The following is a 23,134-nucleotide window of genomic DNA, read 5'->3' on the forward strand; positions in this document are numbered from 1 at the left end:
ATTCGAAAACCACAAAAAGTACAAACCTTTTTAAAGTGTATCCGCTTACAGCGATAACCTTACTTGATTTGATCCTGACGTTTCGATAAAGTGAAATTGGATTATATAAAATAATACTTAATACGTGGAGGGAATTAAATGACACATGTTCGTTTTGACTACGACAAGGCTCTGCCATTTTTTGAAGAACATGAATTAGATTATTTGCAGGATGCAGTTAAGCTTGCACATGAAGCGTTACATCAAAAAACAGGGCCGGGAAACGACTTTTTAGGATGGCTGGATCTACCGGAAGATTATGACCGTGAGGAATTTGCCCGTATACAAAAGTCAGCGGAAAAAATCAAGGAAGATTCAGACGTGCTTCTAGTTGTTGGTATCGGAGGCTCTTACCTTGGCGCACGAGCTGCCATTGATATGCTAAACCACAGTTTTTATAATGTCCTCTCCAAAGAACAGCGGAAAACACCTCAGGTTTTCTTTATAGGAAACAGCATCAGCGCTCCATACTTAAATGACTTATTTGATGTTCTTGAAGGAAAAGATGTTTCTGTAAATGTTATTTCTAAAAGCGGCACAACGACTGAACCAGCGATTGCTTTTCGTGCCTTCCGTAAGTTTCTGGAAGAGAAATACGGTGTTGAAGAAGCTAAAAAACGTATTTACGCAACGACAGATCAATCTAAAGGTGCACTTAAGACGCTTGCTGATGAACAGGGATACGAATCATTTGTCGTTCCAGATGATGTTGGCGGCAGATATTCCGTGTTAACAGCCGTTGGACTTCTTCCTATAGCTGCAAGCGGAGTAGATATTGAAGAAATGATGCAGGGGGCACAGGCTGCTCGTAAAGAACTGAGCTCAGAACAGCTTTCTGAAAACCCGGCCTATCAGTATGCGGCTGTCCGCAATGTGCTTTACAACAAAGGCAAAACAATTGAAATGCTCATTAACTATGAGCCTTCCCTGCAGTACTTTTCGGAATGGTGGAAGCAGTTGTTTGGAGAAAGTGAAGGGAAAGACCAGAAGGGGATTTACCCGTCTTCTGCCAATTTCTCGACAGATCTTCACTCTCTTGGTCAATATGTACAAGATGGACGCCGGGACTTGTTTGAAACAATCCTCCATGTTGAAGAGCCAAAATCTGATTTTACTATTGAAGAAGAAGAACAAAATCTTGACGGGTTAAATTATTTAGCCGGTCAAACTGTTGATTACGTTAATGAAAAAGCATATCAGGGAACAATGCTTGCACATACAGATGGACAAGTTCCTAACCTTGTCGTTCATGTTCCAAAATTAGATGCTTATACATTTGGCTACATTGCTTATTTCTTTGAAAAGGCATGTGCGATCAGTGGATACCTGCTCGGAGTAAACCCATTTGATCAGCCTGGTGTAGAAGCATACAAGAAAAATATGTTTGCACTGCTTGGTAAACCAGGATTTGAAAAAGAAAAAGAAGAACTTGAAAAGCGACTTTAAAATGTAGGACACCTTGCATCCATTAATTGGATGAGCAAGGTGTTTTTTTTGGGGCAAAATAAGAGTACAGATTTAAAGAGAGGCGGGATCACATGTATGCATTAGATTCAAATCTTACAGGCGCAACCTATGCCTTCAGTACGCTGGAGCAGCAGCTCATTCTACTTGGGTTCAATTTAGCAGATAACTGGGATTATGATCACGGATATTTTGATTATCAAATAGCTAATGAAGAGGGCTACCACTTTCTAAGAATTCCTTTCACTGCTGTCAGTGGTAACTTGGATGCTCCTACTTCTTCACCAATCGTACGAGTGGGAGAGCCCTTTGTCCTGACACACTTGTATCAGGACGGTATAGATGATCATGTACGTGAAGGCAACTTCCGTGCCATGATTGATCAATTCCAGGAGCCTAAAGATAAAGATGCTGAAGTTCCTGAAAAGTTTATAGCTCAAGGACGCGAAGTCTTAAAAGAAGCTGAAAGCCAGTTAGATTCTCAACGGAGTTAATATAATAAATGATTCAACTTCCTCTACCGGTGTTGCACTGTTAATCTCAAAGGTGGGTTCCTGATTTTTCCGATAGCCAATTAGGAACTCTCCTTTGCTGAAATAAAACCGGACAGCTTCTCCCATTTTTTCTGACTTTAAAGAAGCAGGCACAGGCTCTTCATGAAACTGTCTTTCTGTTAACAAGTCCAAAAGAAGCTGAAAAGGTTCAACAGGGTCCGTATGGAAAAGCTCATGATAGAGCAGACTGCTCATAAAATCATTGGAGCGGATGATTGTATTAGCACCAGCTCGCTCAGCATTAACTCGTTGTTTGCTTGTAAGCATTTCTGCAATAATAAATAACTCTGGGTGATGCCCTTTTAGCGAGACAATTTGATGAATAACTGACTGGTCGGCTTCTCGCTCCGTTTTTGACTGATCAGCAGTAATAATCGCTTTTTTAGCCTCACAAACATTTGCCTTTTCCAGTGTTTCCTCTACGGTTGGATCGCCATGAATGAAGTGAACATGAGAATGGCTTTCATAAAGCTTATTCATCGTACGATCGATGAGAACAATATGGTCTTTGCATTTATTACTTTCCATCATTTCAATGAGCTGTCGGGTCCGTTCATTCCAGCCCACAAGAATGATGTGGTCTTTTCCTTTAAACGTCACTTTCCCATTAGACAAATCTTGTTCATGTTTGACGGTTGCAGCCGATAAAGTAGCCATATAAAAAGTAACGAGCCCTCCACCAGTTAGAATAAGAAATATTGCAATAATTCTTCCCGGCATACTTAAAGGAACATAGTCCCCATACCCGACGGTTGCTCCCGTAACAAAAGCCCACCATAGACCATCAAAAAAAGTAGGAAAGTTTACAGGCTCATACAGGTGGATTAACATACCGAAAAAGAGCATCATAACGAAGACTGTAGCAAGCAGTCTTAAAAACAAAGGAATTTGAAAATATAATCGGATCCATTGCTGCATAAATACGGACGCTCCTCTTTTTTAGTCAGTATGTGTCTTTAAGAGGAATTTCAAACATTGTAGAGAAGCAAAGAAAGTATCCCACCACGTAGATGGAATACTTTCTCTTAAGGCGTGAGAACTTTTTTCAGATCTTTATAAACAAAAGCTCGAAAGTCCTCATTATCGCGAAAGGCTTTAGTAATAAACTGATACATTTCCTGCTGTTTGTTTTCAAAATCTTTCTCATCCTCTTTCGGAAGATGAGAGGAGGCTTTATCTAGGAATTGCTGAACTTCCGGAGCCCGTGGACCCCAGTTGAGGTATTCATTTCCTGCTTCGTTTATTATAATGATTTTAGGTATGGACCGGGATGTTCCATTGGACAAGTATTGATCCATTAATTCCAGGTTTTCATCCCGCTGCAGAAAGTGCGTATTAATGTGAGCCTTTTCAGCAATTCTGAGAAAAATCGGGATGTTAAGCATTGCATCTCCACACCAGTCTTCTGTCAAAATGATCGCTCGTAAATTCTTTGTTTTAAGTAAAGCAAATAAGGGTTCATCCTCTGTTGGGACTTTAAAATGTTCATAAATGTATATAAAGTTTTCTTTATGATTTTTCATAGAATCCACATATTCCTGGGCCGTAACCCCTTTTTCAAACCATTCATTTAATTCCATAAGAAAAACCTCCTCGTCAATTTCACACAGAGGTACATACCCTTATTCGTTTAACGTTACTCTCATTTTTTATATATATAAAGATGGTATAATTTAGATAACCTAGGAGGGATTACATATGAAACCACATGAAAAAGAATTCTTGTTTGACTTATTAAAGACGCCATCACCTTCAAGTATGGAAATGGTGATTCAAAAGAAATGGATGAAAGAAATTAAACCTTTCGCAGAAGAAATGGTGACAGACCATGCCGGAAACGCCATAGCTGTGCTTAATCCTCAAGCAGAATTTAAAATTTTGCTTGCAGGTCACTGTGATGAAATAGCCTTAGTAATAAATAGAATAGATGAGCGAGGTTTTCTTCATTTTGAAAAAATGGGAGGCATTAATCCTAAGGCTGCAGTCGGTATGAAAGTGAAGGTGCTCACTGAAAATAGAACGCTCGACGGGGTAATTGGTGTAAACGCCCAACATCATGGAGGGTTAAAAGGAGATTTTGATCTGGAGGATCTGTTCATTGATTGTGGAGCGGAATCTAAAGAGGAAATCAGTCAGTTTGTAAGTATTGGAGACTTAGCTGTATATAAACGTGAGCCGGAGTTATTAATGGACCGCTTCATTACTGGAAGGGGATTGGATAACCGAACAGGCCAATTTATTGTAGGCGAAGTAATCAAAAGGCTGTCTAAGAAGAAGTTAAATGTCGGCGTTTATGCAGCCAGTACAGTGAATGAAGAAACAAACATGGGGGGAGCTTATTTTGCGGCTGCTGGAGTGCAGCCTGATATGGCTATCGCCTGTGACGTCACTTTTGCCACTGATTATCCAGGAGTGAATACGAGTAAATATGGAGATGTGACGCTCGAAGGCGGCCCGGTTTTAGCAAAGGGTGCACCGATTAACCGCAAAATTAATCAACTTCTTATAAAAAGTGCCGAAGCACTTCATATAGATGTACAATATGAATTGACTTCTCGAGCGACTGGTACCGACGCTGATCGGATGCGGCTCACCGGAAAAGGGGTCCCGGTTAGTCTCGTGTCTCTGCCCCTAAGATATATGCATTCTCCAGTTGAAACAGCGAGTATAAAGGATATTGATGAGGAAATTGATCTCCTTGTGCACATGATTGAAAATTTAACAGGAAAAGAAAGTTTAAATCCACTCGATGATTAAGCAATACACCCCATGGAGAATGGATGGTTCATATGGAGTGTTCCCAAAGGCCATTAATCTAATGTAAAGGCCTGGGTTTGTGAAGAACATTATGCTTGCAGAAATATTATATTCTGTATAAAATAAAGCTACAAACCTATATCGATTCAAATCTTCGGGGCAGGGTGCAATTCCCGACCGGCGGTGTTAAGCGAGAGCTTTTAGTCCGTGACCCGCATTTTTTTGCGGTGGACCTGGTGAGAATCCGGGGCCGACAGTTATAGTCTGGATGGGAGAAGATGTCGAGCAAATAAAAGATAGTATATGGCTATCTTTATTTAACTTTGGACAATCCGAGCCCCTGAAGCTTTTAAGCTTTAGGGGCTCTTTCGTGCAGGATGCTCACCTTCATCTTGGGATGCGAATCGATATAACAGATGAAGGGGGCACGTAAAGTGTATTTAAATCAAGAGTCAAAACTGTTAAAGCTTGTAATTATGGCGTTGCTTGGAACGATCTCTATGCTGCTAATGTTTCTGAATTTTCCACTTCCAATGCTTCCGCCGTATCTAAAGGTCGATTTTAGTGAAATTCCAGCATTGCTGGCTGCCTTAATGTTTACTCCGGCGGCAGGCATTATAGTCGAGGGGTTAAAAAACCTGCTGTATTTAATATATACAGGCGCAGCTGATCCGATCGGCGTAGTCGCTAACTTTTCCGCAGGTGTATTGTTTATTGTACCTGCTGCTATGATTTATCATAAGTTTAAATCTACGAAAAGTTTAGTCGCCGGTCTTTCAACAGGAGCTTTAGTAATGGCAGTCGGCATGGGAATTCTAAATTATTTCATCGTACTTCCGGCATATGCCATGTTTATGGGGTGGGAAACGATGAGTTCACAGGTCAAGTGGGCCACCATTCTGGCAGGTATCCTACCGTTTAATCTTTTAAAAGGAATTATTGCAGGGGCATTGTTTGTACCTGTCTTCATAAAATTAAAGCCTTGGTTTCAACAAAAAGTTTGGCAGAAATCACCTGCTGCATAAGAAAAGAGCGGTCCTCAAGCGGACTGCTCTTTTTCTTTAAAGAAATATTGTTTCTGAGGGGTTCATTCGATAGATAGTAAATGCCAGATACACAGCGAAGCTGCTCCACAAAATATAAGGGATGAGAAGCAGGCTGCTGACCTTACTGATTTTCCATAATAAGACGGATAGGAAAAGAGCTGTGAGGGCTACCAATACACTGTCTATAAAAGCCAGCAGCAAATCCTTTTGTCCAAACTGGAAATAACTGAACAACTGGTTGAAAAGATAGTTAAGGATAAGTAATGCAATCACTAACTTTGGGGGGCGGGTGAATCCTGTTATCATAAGTCTTCTTACAACTGTTCTTCTTCTGCTTCGTCAACATTAATTCGCGCCGTTGGCATAACCTCAAGTCTTTCTAAAGGTATCTCTTTGCCTGAAACTACACTTTTACCGTAGGTTCCTTCTTCAATTCTCTGCAGGGCATCATTTATATCGATTAGTTTTTCTCTTGTCTGCTCATATAAGGTTTGTTCCTTTGATCTTTCATGGGCAAAGGTTCCTAAATCACCTGGGTGATCAGATACACTGGATAACTCCCCTTCAAAGTCACTGGATGAATCCTCGTTCGATTTTTCCTCCCTGTATCGGTCTAATTCTGCTTCTGTTTCTTGCTTCATTTCTTCGAGCTGTTTCTTAAATTCCTGAACCTGTTTTTCAGATAGCATATTTTAAACTCCTTTCCTGTCGCTAGGAGCCTTAACGCGCTACGACTCCAATCGTACATCTGGAGACCGAGATCAGTTGATCTTTTTCATCGGTGATTTTAATTTCCCAAACCATTGTTGCTTTTCCAATATGAAGGGGTACAGCTTTACCTGCAACTTTCCCTGTACGCACGCTTTTAACATGATTTGCGTTTATTTCAATCCCAAACACCTGCTGTTTCTCAGGGTCTATGTTTAAAAATGCCCCGATGCTTGCCGCTGATTCAGCAAGTGCTACAGATGCTCCTCCATGTAAGAAGCCCATTGGCTGATGTGTCCTGTGATCAACCGGCATACTCATGATGACCTCTGAAGGAGTCGCGCTTTCGACTTCGATTCCTAACGATTCCATTAGTGTGTTTTTTAGTGAAAAATCCATGTGATCGCTCCTTTAAATAATTCCCTTATGTACATAAATCAAACCTAACGCAAAAAGAATGGTTTTACCATTCTTTTTTAAGAATTTTAAGCGATACTTTGAAAATAGGAAAGGAAACCGGGGGAAATTATCGTTAAACTTAAAGCTTTCCGTTTTTCGATATTATAAAGCAAGAGTCATGTTAATAGCGAGATTTCTGCAGGGAGAAAAAGCTGTGGTGAGATCTGCGAGTGCAGCGAGCTAGCTCACCGGCTCCCCGTGGAAAGGGAGGGAATTCCGAGCCGCTTTTTCTCTCATTGCGGTACCTCAGTTTAATAAAGCTCACTATTAAAGCTTTGCAAGTAACGGTTCACAAAAAAAGACGTGAAATCAAAATGAACATCTTGATTTCACGTCTTTATAGCAGCTGCCTCTTTTCCTGGCTTTAAAGCGGTACAATTAGTTGCAGAAGCAAAGAAATACCGAGAAGCAGGCCATACATTGTGTTTGTCTGTGCTGTGGCTTTCATAGCCGGCATCATTTCGAGCGGCTGTTTTTTTCCAGCGAAACCTTTAACAGCCTGAACGGCTTTTTTAATACTCAGGAATGAAATAAGTGACCATATCGGCAGACTGCCTGAAATGATAAATATTATTGTCAGCAGATAAGCCAGTGTGAAAATGATGGCAAGAAAGCGGGTCGCTCCTTTATGACCGAACATGATGGCGAGTGTTCTGCGGCCGTTTTCAGCATCTCCTACACGATCACGAATATTATTTGCAAGCAGAATAGCTCCGATGAAAATAGCAACGGGTATAGAAATCAGAAGGACTGTCCAGTTGATGCTTAATGTCTGGATAAAATAGCTGATTCCTATAATAATTGGTCCCATAAAAAAGCCTGCTGTAATTTCGCCTAGCGGAGTGTAGGCAATCGGGTAAGGACCACCAGTGTATAAATATCCAAACAGCATAGACACCAGACCGATTAATGCTATCCACCAGCTTGAGGAAGCACAAATGTAAACACCTAAAAGGGCTGCAGTGACCAGGCAGCCGATGGCTAAAAGAAAGACCGTACGCGGATTTATTCCGTCCCGTACAATAGCGCCGCCAATACCGACTGAATTTTCATTATCCAGTCCTTTGACGTAATCATAATATTCATTGAACATATTAGTAGCAATCTGTATAAGGATGGACGCTATTAACATGGCCATGAACAGTCCTAGATGAAAAGCCCCATCAATGGCGGCTAATACAGATCCTATAAAGACAGGGACAAAGGCAGCTGTCAAAGTATGGGGCCGTGTTAATCTCCACCATACTTGAAATCCGTCCCGTTCATTCAAGGAAGCTTTCATATTTTGATCAGAAACAGAGCTCATGGAGTTTCTCTCCCTTGTAGTAATATCATATCAATATAAGTTTAGGGAAAGGGTTCTAAAGTGTCAATCCTTGTAAGAATATGCTTTGAAAAGTAAGGATTCCTTGAGTCCTGGACGGAAAGGGAATAAAATAGAAGAGGGTCTGCATTTAAAGAAAGATAGATAATAGACCGATTAAAGAGTGCGTCCCTTGTCAGGGATGGGAGGAATTTCAATGCTTCATATAAAAATACCTCAGATTGAAGAAATCGTAGAGGAAGCTATAAATCGTGCGGCTTTAGAAAAGGAGCCGCAAGTCATAAGCTATGTAGAACAAATTGATACAGCGGACAGCATCGCCTTTTTAGATAGAGCTAAGCAAATTTCACCTCATCGTTTGTATTGGAGAAGTGCCGATGAAGAGTTTGTATTAGCCGGAGCCGGTTCTGCCAAGCGGGTTTATTCAGGGGATGATCATCGGTTTAATGAAATTGAAGCGATGTGGACAACCTTGCAGGAAAAGGCTGAAGTGTATGATATGTACGGTGAAAAAGGGACAGGGCTCGTCGCTATCGGCGGTTTCAGCTTTGATTCACTGGAGGAGAGAGCTGCTCCTTGGGAAGCTTTTCCCGACAGTCAGATGACTATCCCTATGTATTTACTTACAAACAAAGGCGAGAGTTCCTTCTTAACAACGAACCTTTTAATTTTTAAAGAAGATCATACTCAGCAGATTATTCATCAGATAAAGAGCGATAAGAAGCAGCTTTTACATGGGAAGCGAACAGAGCTTAACTTGCCGGAACGTATTAATACACTTGAAGTCCAGCCGGAAGAATGGAAGAGAAGTATCCAAAAAGCAACCGAATATATAAAAGGGGGACAAATGGAAAAAGTTGTTCTTGCCCGTGAGCTCCGTGCTTTATTTAAAGAGGAGGTTCAGTTGGCAGCTGTAATTGAAAAGCTGTCAGAAACTCAGCCTAACAGCTACATCTTTACTGTCGAAAGCGGAGGGTCACATTTTATCGGTGCTACTCCTGAGCGGCTGGCGAAAGTGGATAATCAGCAGCTGATCTCTACTTGTCTTGCAGGGACTGCTCCTCGCGGTAAAACGGACAAGGACGATAAAAAACTGGGCCAGGCTCTCCTTGATGATCCTAAAAACCGCCAGGAGCATGATTTTGTCGTGCAAATGATTCGTGAGGCTGTGGAAGCCTGCTGTTTTGATATCGAGATTCCTGAAAAGCCGGTACTATACCCGCTTAGAAATCTGCAGCATTTATATACACCTGTAACCGCAACGCTTGAAGACGGGTACACTTTACTGGATGTAGTCTCAAGGCTTCACCCCACACCGGCTCTCGGCGGCATGCCGCAGCAGAAGTCCGTTGATTATATCCGTAACAATGAGACGCTTAACCGCGGCTGGTATGCAGGTCCAGTCGGCTGGTTTGACGGCCGGAATAATGGGGAGTTTGCTGTAGCCATCCGTTCGGCTCTTATTCAAAAGAATAAAGCTTCTTTGTTTGCCGGTTGTGGAGTTGTCGAAGATTCTGATCCAGAAGCAGAATACGATGAAACAGGGGTTAAACTTAAGCCAATGCTGTCTGTTTTAGGAGGATATTGATGGATCACATAACTAACCTTTCTAGATATATCACGCACTTTGCCGACCAGTTTGTCGATTCAGGAGTTAAAGACACAGTGATTTCTCCTGGATCTCGTTCTACACCATTGGCTTTAGCATTTAAAGAGCATGAGGAAATGAATACATGGTTAAATTTAGATGAACGATCGGCTGCTTTTTTTGCTTTAGGTTTAGCTAAAGCAAAGCAAAATCCAGTTATTCTAGTCTGTACCTCGGGTACGGCTGCGGCTAACTATTACCCTGCTATAGTGGAAGCATACTATAGCAGGGTTCCTTTGATTGTTGTAACAGCCGACCGCCCGCATGAGCTGAGAGATGTCGGTGCTCCCCAGGCAATTGAACAGATGAACATGTATGGTTCTTATGTGAAGTGGTTCCATGATCTTGCCCTTGCGGATGAAAAATTGCTTTTTTATGTACGTAAACAGGCGTCGCGCGCTGTTTTAGAAGCAACTTCTGAACAGGAAGGCCCTGTCCATATTAACGTACCGGTTCGTGAACCGCTAGTGCCTGATTTTACAATGGAAGGGCTCTGGAGCAATGGAGCACCTTCTCTTCCAGTGCCTGCCAAAGGGGAAACGAAGCTTTCTGATGAGCAGGTGAAACGTTTTAAAGAGTTGGTGCTCAGCGATCAAAAGGGCTTAATTGTTTGTGGTCCCCAAACCGATATGAAGCTGCCTGAAGCTTTAACTAACTTGGCTTCAAAAGCGGGATTGCCGGTTTTTGCTGACCCTTTGTCCCAGCTGAGAACTGGAAAGCACGATAAGCTTAATATTATTGAAAATTACGATTCCCTGCTTAAAGGTGAGGATGTTAAGAATCTGCGGCCGGATTATATCATTCGTTTTGGAGCTATGCCTGTTTCAAAAGCATACCTAAAATGGATTCAGAAGCATGAATCTCAAATTACACATTATGTGGTAGATAAGAACAGCAGTTACCGGGAGCCAGCTGGTGTGGCCACTCATTTTATATGGTGCGATCCCCGGCTGTTCAGTGAGCAGTTATCTTCAGAGTTTGAAGCTGGAAGTGCTGTGAATACCTGGCTGGATACCTGGCAGAATTTTAACATCACGGCTAAAGAAGAAATGCTTCGTGACCCCGAAGAAGAGCTTAATGAAGGCCATGCCGTTGTTTATTTATCAGAAGCTATACCTGATCAATCAATTTTATTTATAGGTAACAGTATGCCGATTCGTGAAGTAGACAGCTTTTTTATGTCTTCTCCAAAATCGATTGAGCTGATGGCCAATCGTGGAGCTAATGGAATTGACGGTGTTGTTTCTTCGGCAATTGGAGCAGCGGCTAGTGGAAAGCCGGCGACATTGCTAATAGGCGATGTTTCATTTTTTCATGATATAAATGGACTGTTAGCAGCCAAACAGATGAATATTGATCTTACCGTTGTTGTCATCAATAATGATGGAGGCGGGATTTTCTCTTACCTTCCTAAAGTTGGCGAAAATGAGCATTTCGAAGAGCTTTTTGGTACACCGCTAGGGATTGATTTTACCGGAATTGTAGAGACATATGGAGGCGACTTCCAAAGAGTCACAAGCTGGGAAGGTTATAAAAAAGCCTTATCTCGAAGTTATAATGAAAAAGGACTTCAGGTGATTGAAGTTGTGACAAGCCGCGAAACTCATGTGGAGTTTCACAAAGAGCGCTGGAGAAATATTGAAGAAGCGGTTCGCTCAAGAAGGTGATAGACATGTATGTAAAAGTGAAGGATAGAAAGTATTGGCTGGAGGATACAGGAGGAGAAGGAATCCCTTTAGTATTTCTTCATGGATTTACCGGCAGTGCTGATACTTTTAATGAATCGATTTCCTTATTCTCCAGGACCTGGAGGACAATTAAGGTGGATATGCCCGGCCATAGAAAGACAGGAGAATTAGGTGAAATTCGAATGAAAGAGTTTTGCGAGGATCTTCATCATATTCTTAAGGAAATGAGCCTGAACAAAATTCACTTAATTGGATATTCGATGGGAGGACGCTCCGCTCTTTCTTTTGCTGCCTATTACCCGGAGATGATAGACAAGCTAGTGCTTGAGAGCGCCTCCCCTGGTCTTGCTAATGTAGGGGAACAACTGGAACGACAGAAGAAAGATCAACATCTCATTGAAAAGTTAATGGCTCAAGGACTAGAAAATTTCGTGAATATGTGGGAAAGAATTCCTCTATTCGATACACAGAAGATGCTTCGGAAAGAAGTAAGAGACCGTATAAGAAAAGAACGGATGAGCCACACGTCTAAAGGACTTGCAGAGTCTTTAGCCGGTATGGGGACAGGGAGACAGCCTTCCTGGTGGGAAAAGCTTCCTGAGCTGTCTCATGATGTACTTCTTGTTGCTGGAATGGAAGACTATAAATTCATCAAACTGAATGAAAAGATGGAAAAGCTCTTACCTCATGCAAGGTTTCATAAAATTCCTGATGCTGGGCATGCTGTTCATGTAGAAAAGCCGGAGTTTTTCGCTGAAATTGTAGAAGAATTCATGTTACAATAGATATTGCGCAATGAAAGCACGTTAGGAGGATTTGTCTTATGAAGTATAATTGGGTTACAGAACGTACGTATGATGACATACTGTACGAAACATTCGAGGGTATTGCTAGAATCACAATAAACAGACCGGAAGTGAGAAATGCTTTCCGGCCGCAGACGGTTCAGGAATTGATTGATGCTTTTGCCTATGCTCGTGATGATTCCAAGATTGGAGTAATTGTTCTTGCGGGAGCTGGGGAAAAAGCATTCTGTTCAGGCGGTGACCAGGGTGTCAGAGGACACGGAGGTTATGTAGGGGATGATAAGATTCCACGCTTAAACGTTCTTGACTTGCAGCGCTTGATCCGTGTGATTCCGAAACCTGTAATCGCTGAAGTTTCTGGTTATGCGATTGGCGGAGGTCATGTATTACATATCGTTTGTGATTTAACGATAGCTGCTGACAATGCGATCTTTGGACAGACCGGCCCTAAAGTTGGAAGCTTCGATGCCGGTTACGGTGCGGGTCTTCTTGCACGTATCGTAGGCCATAAGAAAGCAAGAGAAATCTGGTTCTTATGCCGTCAATATGATGCACAGGAAGCCAAAGAAATGGGACTTGTAAATACAGTTGTCCCACTTGATCAGCTGGAGGATGAAGTTGTGCAATGGTGCCGTGAGATTCTTGAGAAATCTCCAACCGCCCTTCGTTTCTTGAAAGCCTCCTTTAATGCTGATACGGATGGACTCGCTGGTCTTCAGCAAATGGGCGGAGATGCCACACTTCTTTATTACACAACAGAGGAAGCAAAAGAAGGACGAGACGCTTTTAAAGAGAAGCGTAAACCGGACTTCGATAAGTTCCCGAGATTTCCTTAATTCATTCATTGAAAAATGAACATACGAAAAGGGCTGTCCTTTAGGGCCAGTCCTTTTTATTAGATAAAAGGTGGGAAAAACTATGGAGATTCCTCATTGGCTGGAGAAACAGGCAGATCTGCAGCCGGACCGGCCGGCGATTGAATTAGAAGACGGCTTATCCATCACTTTTCTCGAACTGCGGAATCGAAGCAGGAAGACAGCTTACGGTTTAATAGCATCAGGCGTAAAAGAAGGAGATCATCTAGCCATCCTGGCAGCTAATCATGATCAATACGCAGTTTTAGTTCATGCCGCCAGTTACATCGGAGCAGTTGTTGTTTGTTTGAATACTCGTCTTACTGTTCATGAGCTTACCTTTCAGGTGAGTGACGCAGATGTATCACATTTGGCTGCAGATCAGGAACAGATGGGTAAAGCCGTGCAGGTTAAAGAAGAGCTGCGGAAGCCATTAGCTCTTTATGAGCTCAACGATCTTCCTGAAAGTAATGACAGTTTTACACTTCAGGAATTTTTAAACCTCGATAGTATTTTTACAATGATGTATACGTCGGGGACAACCGGACGCCCGAAAGCTGTGATGCATACTTATGGTAATCATTGGTTCAGCGCCGTTGCTTCTTCCTTGAACCTTGGTCTTTATGCAGAGGACAAATGGCTCGTCTGTCTTCCCGTCTTTCATGTAGGCGGCTTTTCTCTTTTAATGAAAAATGTTATTTACGGCATGGAGATTGTTTTATTTAAAGGCTTTGATCAGAAAAAAGCAGCAGAACAGATTTTAAACAATGGAGTGACCTTAATATCTGTTGTTACCGTAATGCTTCAAAGATTATTAAACAGTGAGATTAGAAAGTTTCCTGATCACTTTAGAGGGGCCCTGCTTGGCGGTGGGCCCGTGCCCGTACCACTTCTAGAAGAGGCAAAAGCTAGAAGGCTGCCTGTCTTTCAATCTTATGGCATGACGGAAACAAGCTCCCAGATTGCCACACTATCTCCGGAGGCAGCCTTTAAAAAGGTGGGTTCTGCCGGTAAAGCTCTGGGTCCTGCCAGCTTGAAAGTTATGGATGGAGATACTGAAGCTGCTGCGGGACAGATAGGAGAAATTTTTGTGAAAGGCCCTATGGTGACACAGGGGTATTATAAGCAAAAGAATATTTCTACAGATTACCTTGCTACAGGGGATTTAGGTTATTTTGACACTGAAGGTTTTTTATATGTTGTCGATCGGGTAAAAGATATGATTATTTCTGGTGGAGAAAATATATATCCCGCTGAAATAGAAAGTGTAATTCATGGAATACCCCAGGTTGCTGAAGTGGCCGTAACAGGACTGGCTCACGAAAAATGGGGAGAAGCGCCTGCTGCTTTTATCGTTTTAAAGGCCGGGGCTTCTCTCACATCAGAACAGGTGCTTAGTTATTTGAAAGATAAGCTTGCACGGTATAAGCTTCCTCAAAAGGTTTATTTCATAAATGAGCTGCCGAGAAATGCTTCAAATAAATTAGTGAGAAGAAAACTGCCTGAATATTTGCAGGAGCAGGATTAATATGAATATAAAAGAAGTCAGGCTTATAGAAATCGATCTTCCTTTAAAAAAACCGTTTACTACCAGTCAGGGGACCTTAAGGAATCGACCGGTAATCATTGTAGAAGTAAAGGATGACTGCGGATTAACGGGTTACGGAGAGGTGACAGCTTTTCCCACTCCTTTCTACACTGCAGAAACCACCCAGACAGCATGGCACATCCTGACAGACTTCTTGCTTCCCTCTGTTAAACACCTTGATCATCCCGAACAATTTCACCAAAGTGTGTCCACTATAAAAGGGCATCAGATGGCAAAAACGGGGGTGGAAGGTGCCCTATGGGATCTATATGCCAGACAACAGAAAATAAGCTTAAGTGAGCTTATCGGCGGTGTAAGAACAGAGGTGAAAGCAGGGGCGGTAATCAGCCTTGGCAGTCGTACTGCGGTTGAAATAGATGGTTTGCTGGCTGAGGGCTATTCCCGCTTCAAACTTAAGGTGGAAAAGGGAAAGGAAAGAGAGAAGATCATGGCTGTACGAAAAACACATCCTGATCTTCCGCTTATGATTGATGCAAATGGAATGTATGGAGAAGAGGAAGTGGAGCACTTGATCAGCTTAGACGATCTGGGTCTCTTAATGATTGAGCAGCCATTTCCAGCTGGGGATTTTTACTTGCATCATAAAGCTCAGAAGAGGATGAGTACACCTCTTTGCCTGGATGAATCGATTGAAAGCTGTGCCGATGCGAAACAGGCAATTGCATTAGAGAGCTGCCAGGTTATAAATATTAAAATCAGCAGAGTGGGCGGTTTATCGGAAGCCATTAAAATTCATGATCTTTGTCAGGCTCATGGTATTCCTGTCTGGTGCGGCGGTATGGTAGAAAGCGGTGTTTCAAAAGCCCATAATCTTGCACTGGCTTCACTGCCAAACTTTCGGTTTCCGGGAGACCTTTCCGGCTCTCAGCGCTATTTTGAACAGGATATTATAGAGCCTTATCTTGAAGTAAACCGTGGCTGTCTTTCTGTACCTACTGAAGAAGGTATTGGTGTATCTGTGAATGAAAATATCCTTCACCGTCTGGAAACGCGAAAATACAGCTTGTCTTTTTGACAACATTGGTTCTTTACGAATAAACTTAAAACCAGAAAAATGACGGCAGAGGTGACAGTATGGTTTTATTAACTAGAGATGAAGAAATCTTTCTAAGTGAAAATTTTAAATATTTCTTAGATACCACTCCTCAGGAAGAGAAGCTCGGAGTAGTGAAGGGCGATTCTTTGCTGTGTAAAAAAGGTGTACAGGAAACACTTGATGAGATTCATGCTTACATGGAGTCAGAGTTCTTTTTAACGACGGCGTCTATATTATCTAAGCGCTATGGAAATTTTATCGCAACGATTCCGTTGGCATCGATGACTTTATTTAATAAATTCCCAAATATGAATTTGAGCAATGTGGAATTCATAAGAGTAGATGAGAAGAAAAAATGGCTGCCGCGTCTGCGTCTGCTATCTAAAGAGGTAAGTCAGCCGGGGAATAAGTCGCGAGAGCAGTGGATGAAAGAGGAGCTTGAGCATCTTTTCCGTGAAGTAGTTCAGCCGGTGTTCCTCCATATTAACCATCTGACACGTTTGTCGTTGGATGTCATGTGGGAAAATATTGCGGTATATATGTTCCGTTTTTATGAAAGACAGGTGACCGAATGGTTCACACCTGATCAAGCAGAAAAGATGAAGCAGGACTTTTATTTTATTGTAAAAGACCTTCCCGGTGAAACATTCGGTGCCAGTAAAAATCCTTTTACGTACTTTCTTGATCAGCCAAAGCTTGATACAGGAGCGAGGCAGAGGAAGTGCTGCTGTTTATCCCATAGGCTGCATACAGACAGTGATTTCTGTAAAGTATGTCCAAAACGATTTAATTAAAAGAAACAATTAATAAAACCTTCTTAGTTGGCAAACCCTACAGCTAAGGAGGTTTTTTGAATGAGTAAGAAACCGTATTATGTGAACATGGGTACAAAAGAAATATCAATTAACCATGATGGAAATAACGATGACTTTATTATTTATGCAGATGAGTATGATTTGCTTTTGCTTAGAGAGATTTTTGATGAAGCGGATAATGCAGATATCCGTTCATTTTTTCGCTCTCATGTTCCATTTCAGCCTTATCATCAGGATAAAGACAATGATGAGTATGATCAGGATATGAAGAGCGCTTTTCGGATGATCTATGAGCTTGGCGATGAAAAAACAAGAAATCATATTGCAGGAATGGGCGTTCTGGAAGATCTTCAAAACAATAATCCGCAACAATAGGATAGCAGTTCCGGCTGTCGGGGATTTCCCGGCTGCCTTTTTTTACACTATTTTAGTGATATGCGGAAATACTACGTCTTCAGGAGTTTTTATTACTCTCCGCTTATGATACGATTTAAGACAGAGGAAATTAAAGAAAATTACATACTTCGTATTAAAGGCAGATGATCTGAGGTGAAGATTTTTTATGATTTTTATAGGAACCAAGTAAAGCTGTCCTTTGAGGACCACCCTTTTTCTAATTCTCCAAAGCATGTTTGGGTTATTTGCCGATATGAGGATCAGTGGCTGTTAACAAAACATAAAGATAGAGGAATCGAGTTTCCTGGAGGGAAAGTGGAAGAAGGAGAAACGGCAGAACAGGCTGCATTAAGAGAAGTATTCGAGGAAACGGGAGCTTATGTAGACAGCCTTCACTACATTGGCCAGTATTATGTCTCGGGTAAAGGCGGCACTATTATTAAAAACGTGTATTACGCTAAAATAAATAGGCTTGAGGAACAGCCTCACTACTTTGAGACAGATGGTCCGATTTTATTAAACAAGCTTCCCGGCAGCTTAAAGAATAATAAATCGTACAGCTTTATGATGAAGGATGAGGTGCTTCCTCAATGCTTAGAAATTATTGAAGACCGAGCCTTATAAACAAATAAAAAACCGCGCTTAAATCCAGCGCGGTTTTTTTATATATGAGGAGATGAGGAAACAATAATCAAGATCTGCCAAACAGCGGACCGGCCTCTTTAATTTCCTGAGTGGCTCCTTTAAACTGTTTGAAATTATCATGGAATTTGGATGCAAGCTCATGAGCTTTTTCATCGTAAGCATTCGTATCTTTCCAGGCTTTTCTCGGAACAAGTACTTCATCAGGTACACCCGGACAGTGTGTTGGGATTTCAAGGCCAAATACCGGGTCGGTATAAGTGTCAGCTGACTTAAGCTCACCCTCAAGTGCCGCATGAACCATGGCTCTTGTATGGGCCAGATTCATTCTTTTACCAGTGCCGTATGCACCCCCGGTCCATCCTGTGTTCACGAGATAAACTTCACTGTCAAATTGATCGATTTTCTCTCCCAGCATCTCCGCATAAACGGACGGTGCTAATGGCAGGAAAGGAGAACCAAAGCATGTTGAAAACGTAGCCTGCGGTGAAGTGACCCCCCGTTCTGTACCGGCTAACTTACTCGTATACCCGCTCAGGAAATGGTACATAGCCTGCTCTCTGGACAGCCTGCTAATAGGAGGCAGTACACCTGTAGCGTCAGCTGTGAGGAAGATAATTGTTCTAGGATGCCCCGCCACACTCGGGTTAATGGTATTATGAATATGTTGCAAAGGATAAGCTGCTCTCGTATTTTCGGTCAGTGTTGTATTTTCATAATCGGGTTCATGTGTATATGGATCCAATACTACGTTTTCCAGTACGGCACCAAATCGAATAGCACTGAAAATCTGCGGCTCTTTTTCCTCGGAAAGATTAATACATTTGGCGTAGCATCCGCCTTCTATATTTGAAACACCGTAATTTGACCATGCATGTTCATCATCACCAATCAGTCTTCTGTTGGCATCGGCTGACAAAGTCGTTTTTCCTGTTCCGGATAACCCGAAGAACAGACCGACATCACCTTCGCTTCCTACGTTCGCAGAACAGTGCATGGGAAGTACATTGTTCTGGGGCAGAAGAAAGTTCATAACAGAGAAGATTGATTTTTTAATTTCGCCCGCATATTCAGTTCCGCCAATAAGCACAATGCGGTGTTTAAAAGAAATTAAGATAAACGCTTCAGAGTTCGTTCCATCTGTTTCTGGGTTTGCTTTAAATGTTGGAGCTGAAATAACAGAAAATTCCGCTTCATGGCTGTTAAGTTCTTCGTGAGTAGGGCGGATAAACATCTGGTGGGCAAACAGGTTGTGCCAAGCGAACTCATTAATCACTTGGATAGGCAGTCTATAGCGGTCATCAGCACCCGCGTAGCCTTTAAAAACAAAAACTTCATCTTTTTCCTTTAAATAGTCCAGAACTTTGTGGTATAAATTAATGAAAACGTCCTCATCGATCGGGCGGTTAGTTTTTCCCCAGTTTATCTGATCTGATGAAACATCATCATTTACAATAAACTTGTCGTTTGGGGAGCGACCCGTATAAGCACCCGTCGTAGCCTGAATGGCACCACTTTCTGTCAAAGTTCCTTCTTTTCGGGAAAGTATTTTCTCAACTAAAAGAGGAACGGATAAATGGTGATGAACATTAGATTGGTTTAGTAATTGGTTAAGTTCAGACATTTGATTAATCGTACTCATATGTGTCTACCCGCCTTTACAAAAATATTGAATTGAACCCGAATGGTCAACTTTGAAATAAAGTATAACACATTAGAGTTATTAGTCCATACTAATTTTGAAAATGATTATTTTTATTTTATTCAGGAGTTTTCCATAGTGTTATCGAGAGGGTGTGAAAATATGAACAAAGCAATCGCATTATACGACGATCATTGTTTTTTGTGCCGGCAAACAAAGAAAATGCTGCAGCCTCTCGATTGGTTCGGGTTCATTAAATGGCAGCCCCTTGAACAGTTTGTAAATGACTATAAAATTTCCTACCAAAGTGCAGAAGTTCTTAAAAAAGAAATTCATATCGTTACATATAAGAAAGAAGTAAAAAAAGGATTTGAAGGGATGAGTTATTTATTTCAAAAAATGCCCCTGCTTTTTCCTCTTGGATTAGTAATGAACCTCCCGGGGGCTTCGCTTGTTGGAGCGCCCATATATAGATGGATAGCGAGAAATCGCTACCGCTTATTTAAGGCGCGGTGTGAAAGTAGTTCCTGTTCTATTTCATAAACCTGGGATACTAATTGACATGTTTCCTTGATTTCGATACTATTAGTCCGAACGGATACTCTCTTATCCAGAGCTGGTGGAGGGACAGGCCCTATGAAACCCGGCAACCCGTCATTCACTTGGCATGGTGCTAACCTGAAGCAAAGCTTTACATGGCTTTGGACGATAAGAGCGAAAGGAAGCGACACCTTTCCTCGAGTGTAGGAAGGGTTTTTTCTTTTTATAAGCACATATCGATACCCATAAAATTCTAATATATGAAATTTGTGCGTTTATAAACTTCTAAAAAAGATACGGGTAAAGAGTTCCGTCGAATCTTTGTACTTAACAGAAGGAGGAGTTTACAGAATGCCTGCCAACCGCCGGTTATTCACATCAGAATCAGTTACGGAAGGTCACCCCGACAAAATATGTGACCAGATTTCAGATTCTATTTTAGACGAAATTTTAAAAAATGATCCCAATGCCCGAGTGGCTTGTGAAACAACTGTAACTACAGGTTTAGTCCTCGTTTCAGGAGAAATCAGTACGAATACTTATGTAGACATTCCTGCAATCGTTCGCCAGACAATTAAGGATATTGGCTATACGCGGGCAAAATACGGCTTTGATGCCGATACATGCGCAGTACTTACAGCCATTGATGAACAGTCTCCTGATATTGCAGGCGGAGTAAATGCCTCTTTAGAAGCCAGAGAAGGAAAAATGACAGATAAGGAATTAGAAGCGATCGGTGCTGGAGACCAGGGTCTAATGTTTGGGTTTGCTAATAATGAAACGGCTGAACTGATGCCACTTCCAATTTCCCTTGCTCATAAATTGTCTAAACGCCTTTCAGATGTGCGTAAAGACGGTACACTTAACTATTTAAGACCCGATGGAAAAACCCAGGTAACTATCGAATATGATGAAAACGACAAGCCTTTTCGAGTAGATACGATTGTTATATCTACACAGCATGCAGAAGAGATTACCCTTGATAAAATTCAAAAAGATATTCAGGAACATGTGATTGCTTCAGTCGTGCCATCTCACCTTATCGATGACCAGACGAAATATTTTATTAATCCGACTGGACGATTTGTTATTGGGGGACCTCAAGGTGATGCAGGATTAACAGGAAGAAAGATTATTGTCGATACCTATGGCGGCTACGCCCGTCATGGAGGCGGAGCTTTCAGTGGGAAAGACGCGACAAAGGTCGACAGATCAGCTGCTTATGCCGCTCGTTATGTAGCTAAGAACATCGTTGCTGCCGGATTAGCTGAATCCTGTGAAGTACAGCTGGCTTATGCTATTGGTGTAGCTCAGCCTGTTTCTATCTCCATCAATACAAATGGAACCGGCCAAGTGGAAGAAGAGAAATTGGTGGAGGTTGTAAGAGAATTATTTGACCTTCGACCGGCAGGAATTATTAAGATGCTCGATCTGCGCCGTCCAATCTATCGCCAGACTGCAGCTTACGGTCACTTCGGACGTACAGATGTAGAGTTTCCTTGGGAAAAGACAGATAAGGCGGAACAAATTAAGAAAGTCTTAAACCAGAAATAACAATAAAAACCGCTGTCCTTAGGATAGCGGTTTTATTTGTTGAAAAACTTCTAATTGCTACTGGATTACGTTCTGAACAGGGAATCATAATGCTGAGGTATAGGATTTTCCTCCAACTATAGCGTTCCCGCTGCCCAATAATGTAAAGGCGGGAAATGGCGAGAAGCCTGAATGGAGATAGAGCCAAAGGTCTCTCTTCTAACTTAAGGCTGCAGTTTCTTATAAGCTTGTCCCTTATCAACATACGTTTTTCGTATTCGATCCAGTTCCTTATAGTCATTTTCTGTTAGTTCTCTGACAACCTTTGCAGGCCGTCCTAACGCCAGGGTGCGCGGTGGTATCTTTTTACCGGGCGGCACGAGACTGCCAGCTCCTATAAATGCTTCTTCCCCTATTTCTGCTCCATCAAGGATCAAGGACCCCATCCCAATCAGCGCATTTTTCTTAACATGAGCAGAATGCAAAGTTACTTGATGCCCCACTGTTACTCCGTCTTCAAGGATAAGAGGCTGATCAGGACTTTGGTGAAGCATACTCAAATCCTGAATATTCACCTGCTTTCCGATTTTTACCGGGGCAACATCTCCACGGATAACAGTCTTAAACCAGATGCTCGATTCTTCATCAATACTTACATCACCTGTAATAACCGCATCTTCCGCTACATACACAGAGTCGTCTATTTTCGGAAACTTTCCATTATATTCGCAAATCATAAGCATCCCCCTTATAATATTAGATAGATTTAGTATAGCAAATAGCAGGAGGAACGATTAAATGCTGAGTCCTAAAGCAACCGTGGTTATCGTTCATGGCGCTTTTGAGCATTCAAAGCGATATACTCATATTATTAACAAACTGAATGAGGATGGTTACAGTGTAATCACAGGTGATCTTCCCGGCCAGGGAGAGTCTGATGGTAAAAAGGGACATATTATCTCTTTTGATGAGTATTTACATAAAGTCATGGAATGGATCAATAAAGCAAATGAAGAAAGACCGGTTTTTTTACTTGGCCACAGCATGGGCGGCCTTATTTCAATAAGACTGATGCAGAAGCTATACCCGCATATTGATGGCCTCATTCTTTCCTCTCCGGCACTTGGGCTTGGACAGAGAGCTTCAAAACCAATGGAGCTGGCCAGTCTTGTGTTAAATAAATTATGGCCGAATCTGCTTGTTTCCTCTCCTGTAGATGCTGAGATGGTAACAGGTAACCCTGAGATTATCGAGAGCTATAAAAATGATCAGCTAATATTGAAAAAAGTATCCATTCGCTGGTATCGTGAGTTTCAAAAAGCGATTCAGCAGGCTTTTAAGCATGTGAAATATTTTCCGGACCTTCCTGTTTTAATTATGCAGTCAGGTCGGGATGTATTGGTAGATCCAAAGAAGACGTACGAATGGTTTCATCTTATTAATACAGAAGAAAAAACATATAAAGAATGGCCTGATTTTTATCACGAATTGTTTAATGAGCAGGAATGGGAACAAGCTTATATGTATATGCTTAATTTTATGGAACAGCAATTATCACGCAGGAAATAGGTTAA

The 23,134-nt window shown here is 41.8% G+C and carries 24 protein-coding genes and 2 riboswitches; of the genes, 16 read left to right on the forward strand and 8 right to left on the reverse strand.

The features are described from left to right. The first annotated feature begins 138 nt into the window (after positions 1–138). Entirely contained in the window at positions 139–1,485 is a 1,347-nt protein-coding gene (locus tag B7E06_RS08220; protein WP_082233519.1) for a glucose-6-phosphate isomerase, read from the forward strand. A gap of 92 nt (positions 1,486–1,577) precedes the next feature. Then, a complete protein-coding gene (locus B7E06_RS08225; protein WP_082233520.1) occupies positions 1,578–1,997 on the forward strand; it encodes a YugN-like family protein in 420 nt (139 codons plus the stop codon). Here the strand turns inward: B7E06_RS08225 and B7E06_RS08230 are convergent. Together B7E06_RS08230 and B7E06_RS08235 are read right to left on the reverse strand one after the other, a co-directional pair. Beyond that, positions 1,977–2,975: a potassium channel family protein gene (locus B7E06_RS08230; RefSeq protein WP_082233521.1), complete on the reverse strand. Its 999-nt coding sequence runs from the start codon at positions 2,973–2,975 to the stop codon at positions 1,977–1,979. The genes B7E06_RS08225 and B7E06_RS08230 overlap by 21 nt on opposite strands. Positions 2,976–3,082: 107 nt before the next feature. After that, positions 3,083–3,637 (reverse strand): thioredoxin family protein, encoded by a 555-nt coding sequence (locus B7E06_RS08235; protein WP_082233522.1) that lies wholly within the window; start codon positions 3,635–3,637, stop codon positions 3,083–3,085. Between the two features lie 118 nt (positions 3,638–3,755). On the opposite strand from B7E06_RS08235, the gene B7E06_RS08240 reads away from it, so the two are divergent. Further along, complete coding sequence (locus B7E06_RS08240) at positions 3,756–4,814, forward strand: M20/M25/M40 family metallo-hydrolase (RefSeq protein ID WP_082233523.1); 1,059 nt, start codon at positions 3,756–3,758, stop codon at positions 4,812–4,814. A 146-nt stretch (positions 4,815–4,960) separates the two neighbouring features. After that, a riboswitch (FMN riboswitch) is annotated at positions 4,961–5,098 on the forward strand. Positions 5,099–5,290: 192 nt separating this feature from the next. Continuing rightward, entirely contained in the window at positions 5,291–5,839 is a 549-nt protein-coding gene (locus B7E06_RS08245; RefSeq protein WP_245807804.1) for an ECF transporter S component, read from the forward strand. 36 nt (positions 5,840–5,875) lie between these two features. Here the strand turns inward: B7E06_RS08245 and B7E06_RS08250 are convergent, their stop codons facing one another. The 4 genes from B7E06_RS08250 to B7E06_RS08265 all read right to left on the reverse strand — a co-directional run bounded on the left by B7E06_RS08250 (position 5,876) and on the right by B7E06_RS08265 (position 8,333). Then, positions 5,876–6,166 carry a TspO/MBR family protein gene (locus B7E06_RS08250; protein ID WP_082233525.1) on the reverse strand — a complete coding sequence of 97 codons (291 nt, stop codon included), beginning with the start codon at positions 6,164–6,166 and terminating at the stop codon, positions 5,876–5,878. Positions 6,167–6,174: 8 nt separating this feature from the next. Beyond that, a complete protein-coding gene (locus B7E06_RS08255; protein ID WP_082233526.1) occupies positions 6,175–6,549 on the reverse strand; it encodes a TraR/DksA family transcriptional regulator in 375 nt (124 codons plus the stop codon). 31 nt (positions 6,550–6,580) lie between these two features. Next, a complete protein-coding gene (locus tag B7E06_RS08260; protein ID WP_082233527.1) occupies positions 6,581–6,967 on the reverse strand; it encodes a hotdog fold thioesterase in 387 nt (128 codons plus the stop codon). Positions 6,968–7,391: 424 nt separating this feature from the next. Then, positions 7,392–8,333 carry a 1,4-dihydroxy-2-naphthoate polyprenyltransferase gene (locus B7E06_RS08265; protein WP_082233528.1) on the reverse strand — a complete coding sequence of 314 codons (942 nt, stop codon included), beginning with the start codon at positions 8,331–8,333 and terminating at the stop codon, positions 7,392–7,394. 214 nt (positions 8,334–8,547) lie between these two features. Between B7E06_RS08265 and B7E06_RS08270 the strand changes: the two genes are divergently transcribed. From B7E06_RS08270 to ytkD, 9 genes are all read left to right on the forward strand, one after another. Beyond that, positions 8,548–9,939, forward strand: coding sequence for an isochorismate synthase (locus B7E06_RS08270; RefSeq protein ID WP_082233529.1), 1,392 nt, complete (start codon positions 8,548–8,550; stop codon positions 9,937–9,939). Beyond that, a complete protein-coding gene (menD, locus tag B7E06_RS08275) occupies positions 9,939–11,666 on the forward strand; it encodes a 2-succinyl-5-enolpyruvyl-6-hydroxy-3-cyclohexene-1-carboxylic-acid synthase (protein WP_082233530.1) in 1,728 nt (575 codons plus the stop codon). The genes B7E06_RS08270 and menD overlap by 1 nt, the downstream gene beginning before the upstream one ends. A gap of 5 nt (positions 11,667–11,671) precedes the next feature. Continuing rightward, positions 11,672–12,472, forward strand: a complete 801-nt coding sequence (gene menH, locus B7E06_RS08280; protein ID WP_082233531.1) for a 2-succinyl-6-hydroxy-2,4-cyclohexadiene-1-carboxylate synthase — start codon at positions 11,672–11,674, stop codon at positions 12,470–12,472. A 38-nt stretch (positions 12,473–12,510) separates the two neighbouring features. Next, positions 12,511–13,329, forward strand: coding sequence for a 1,4-dihydroxy-2-naphthoyl-CoA synthase (gene menB / locus B7E06_RS08285; protein WP_082233532.1), 819 nt, complete (start codon positions 12,511–12,513; stop codon positions 13,327–13,329). 82 nt (positions 13,330–13,411) lie between these two features. Beyond that, positions 13,412–14,875, forward strand: a complete 1,464-nt coding sequence (locus B7E06_RS08290; protein ID WP_082233533.1) for an o-succinylbenzoate--CoA ligase — start codon at positions 13,412–13,414, stop codon at positions 14,873–14,875. A 1-nt stretch (position 14,876) separates the two neighbouring features. Then, on the forward strand, positions 14,877–15,971 hold the full coding sequence (gene menC / locus B7E06_RS08295) for an o-succinylbenzoate synthase (protein ID WP_082233534.1): 1,095 nt from the start codon (positions 14,877–14,879) through the stop codon (positions 15,969–15,971). Between the two features lie 59 nt (positions 15,972–16,030). After that, positions 16,031–16,786: a hypothetical protein gene (locus B7E06_RS08300; protein ID WP_082233535.1), complete on the forward strand. Its 756-nt coding sequence runs from the start codon at positions 16,031–16,033 to the stop codon at positions 16,784–16,786. A gap of 60 nt (positions 16,787–16,846) precedes the next feature. Next, positions 16,847–17,182, forward strand: coding sequence for a hydrolase (locus tag B7E06_RS08305; protein ID WP_082233536.1), 336 nt, complete (start codon positions 16,847–16,849; stop codon positions 17,180–17,182). A 174-nt stretch (positions 17,183–17,356) separates the two neighbouring features. Continuing rightward, on the forward strand, positions 17,357–17,827 hold the full coding sequence (gene ytkD / locus B7E06_RS08310; protein WP_082233537.1) for an RNA deprotection pyrophosphohydrolase: 471 nt from the start codon (positions 17,357–17,359) through the stop codon (positions 17,825–17,827). Between the two features lie 67 nt (positions 17,828–17,894). Here the strand turns inward: ytkD and pckA are convergent, their stop codons facing one another. Continuing rightward, positions 17,895–19,487, reverse strand: coding sequence for a phosphoenolpyruvate carboxykinase (ATP) (gene pckA / locus B7E06_RS08315; protein WP_082233538.1), 1,593 nt, complete (start codon positions 19,485–19,487; stop codon positions 17,895–17,897). Positions 19,488–19,649: 162 nt separating this feature from the next. Here pckA and B7E06_RS08320 point away from each other — a divergent pair, with 162 nt between their 5' ends. Both B7E06_RS08320 and metK read left to right on the forward strand, forming a co-directional pair. Then, on the forward strand, positions 19,650–20,030 hold the full coding sequence (locus tag B7E06_RS08320; RefSeq protein ID WP_179134013.1) for a thiol-disulfide oxidoreductase DCC family protein: 381 nt from the start codon (positions 19,650–19,652) through the stop codon (positions 20,028–20,030). Between the two features lie 60 nt (positions 20,031–20,090). Next, positions 20,091–20,202: riboswitch (SAM riboswitch) on the forward strand. Between the two features lie 176 nt (positions 20,203–20,378). Further along, positions 20,379–21,581 carry a methionine adenosyltransferase gene (metK, locus tag B7E06_RS08325; RefSeq protein WP_082233540.1) on the forward strand — a complete coding sequence of 401 codons (1,203 nt, stop codon included), beginning with the start codon at positions 20,379–20,381 and terminating at the stop codon, positions 21,579–21,581. A gap of 203 nt (positions 21,582–21,784) precedes the next feature. Here the strand turns inward: metK and B7E06_RS08330 are convergent, their stop codons facing one another. Beyond that, a complete protein-coding gene (locus tag B7E06_RS08330; protein WP_082233541.1) occupies positions 21,785–22,297 on the reverse strand; it encodes a gamma carbonic anhydrase in 513 nt (170 codons plus the stop codon). 61 nt (positions 22,298–22,358) lie between these two features. Here B7E06_RS08330 and B7E06_RS08335 point away from each other — a divergent pair, with 61 nt between their 5' ends. Beyond that, on the forward strand, positions 22,359–23,129 hold the full coding sequence (locus B7E06_RS08335; protein ID WP_082233542.1) for an alpha/beta hydrolase: 771 nt from the start codon (positions 22,359–22,361) through the stop codon (positions 23,127–23,129). The last annotated feature ends 5 nt before the right edge of the window (positions 23,130–23,134 follow it).

Source organism: Halobacillus massiliensis, from assembly GCF_900166625.1.
Classification (GTDB): domain Bacteria; phylum Bacillota; class Bacilli; order Bacillales; family Halobacillaceae; genus Halobacillus_A; species Halobacillus_A massiliensis.

Bases quoted from the DNA above. Each gene is read 5' to 3' on its own strand.
- B7E06_RS08220 (WP_082233519.1), top strand. From the start codon at position 139: ATGACACATGTTCGTTTTGACTACGACAAGGCTCTGCCATTTTTTGAA.
- B7E06_RS08225 (WP_082233520.1), top strand. From the start codon at position 1,578: ATGTATGCATTAGATTCAAATCTTACAGGCGCAACCTATGCCTTCAGT.
- B7E06_RS08230 (WP_082233521.1), bottom strand. From the start codon at position 2,975: ATGCAGCAATGGATCCGATTATATTTTCAAATTCCTTTGTTTTTAAGA.
- B7E06_RS08235 (WP_082233522.1), bottom strand. From the start codon at position 3,637: ATGGAATTAAATGAATGGTTTGAAAAAGGGGTTACGGCCCAGGAATAT.
- B7E06_RS08240 (WP_082233523.1), top strand. From the start codon at position 3,756: ATGAAACCACATGAAAAAGAATTCTTGTTTGACTTATTAAAGACGCCA.
- B7E06_RS08245 (WP_245807804.1), top strand. From the start codon at position 5,291: ATGGCGTTGCTTGGAACGATCTCTATGCTGCTAATGTTTCTGAATTTT.
- B7E06_RS08250 (WP_082233525.1), bottom strand. From the start codon at position 6,166: ATGATAACAGGATTCACCCGCCCCCCAAAGTTAGTGATTGCATTACTT.
- B7E06_RS08255 (WP_082233526.1), bottom strand. From the start codon at position 6,549: ATGCTATCTGAAAAACAGGTTCAGGAATTTAAGAAACAGCTCGAAGAA.
- B7E06_RS08260 (WP_082233527.1), bottom strand. From the start codon at position 6,967: ATGGATTTTTCACTAAAAAACACACTAATGGAATCGTTAGGAATCGAA.
- B7E06_RS08265 (WP_082233528.1), bottom strand. From the start codon at position 8,333: ATGAGCTCTGTTTCTGATCAAAATATGAAAGCTTCCTTGAATGAACGG.
- B7E06_RS08270 (WP_082233529.1), top strand. From the start codon at position 8,548: ATGCTTCATATAAAAATACCTCAGATTGAAGAAATCGTAGAGGAAGCT.
- menD (WP_082233530.1), top strand. From the start codon at position 9,939: ATGGATCACATAACTAACCTTTCTAGATATATCACGCACTTTGCCGAC.
- menH (WP_082233531.1), top strand. From the start codon at position 11,672: ATGTATGTAAAAGTGAAGGATAGAAAGTATTGGCTGGAGGATACAGGA.
- menB (WP_082233532.1), top strand. From the start codon at position 12,511: ATGAAGTATAATTGGGTTACAGAACGTACGTATGATGACATACTGTAC.
- B7E06_RS08290 (WP_082233533.1), top strand. From the start codon at position 13,412: ATGGAGATTCCTCATTGGCTGGAGAAACAGGCAGATCTGCAGCCGGAC.
- menC (WP_082233534.1), top strand. From the start codon at position 14,877: ATGAATATAAAAGAAGTCAGGCTTATAGAAATCGATCTTCCTTTAAAA.
- B7E06_RS08300 (WP_082233535.1), top strand. From the start codon at position 16,031: ATGGTTTTATTAACTAGAGATGAAGAAATCTTTCTAAGTGAAAATTTT.
- B7E06_RS08305 (WP_082233536.1), top strand. From the start codon at position 16,847: ATGAGTAAGAAACCGTATTATGTGAACATGGGTACAAAAGAAATATCA.
- pckA (WP_082233538.1), bottom strand. From the start codon at position 19,487: ATGAGTACGATTAATCAAATGTCTGAACTTAACCAATTACTAAACCAA.
- B7E06_RS08320 (WP_179134013.1), top strand. From the start codon at position 19,650: ATGAACAAAGCAATCGCATTATACGACGATCATTGTTTTTTGTGCCGG.
- metK (WP_082233540.1), top strand. From the start codon at position 20,379: ATGCCTGCCAACCGCCGGTTATTCACATCAGAATCAGTTACGGAAGGT.
- B7E06_RS08330 (WP_082233541.1), bottom strand. From the start codon at position 22,297: ATGATTTGCGAATATAATGGAAAGTTTCCGAAAATAGACGACTCTGTG.
- B7E06_RS08335 (WP_082233542.1), top strand. From the start codon at position 22,359: ATGCTGAGTCCTAAAGCAACCGTGGTTATCGTTCATGGCGCTTTTGAG.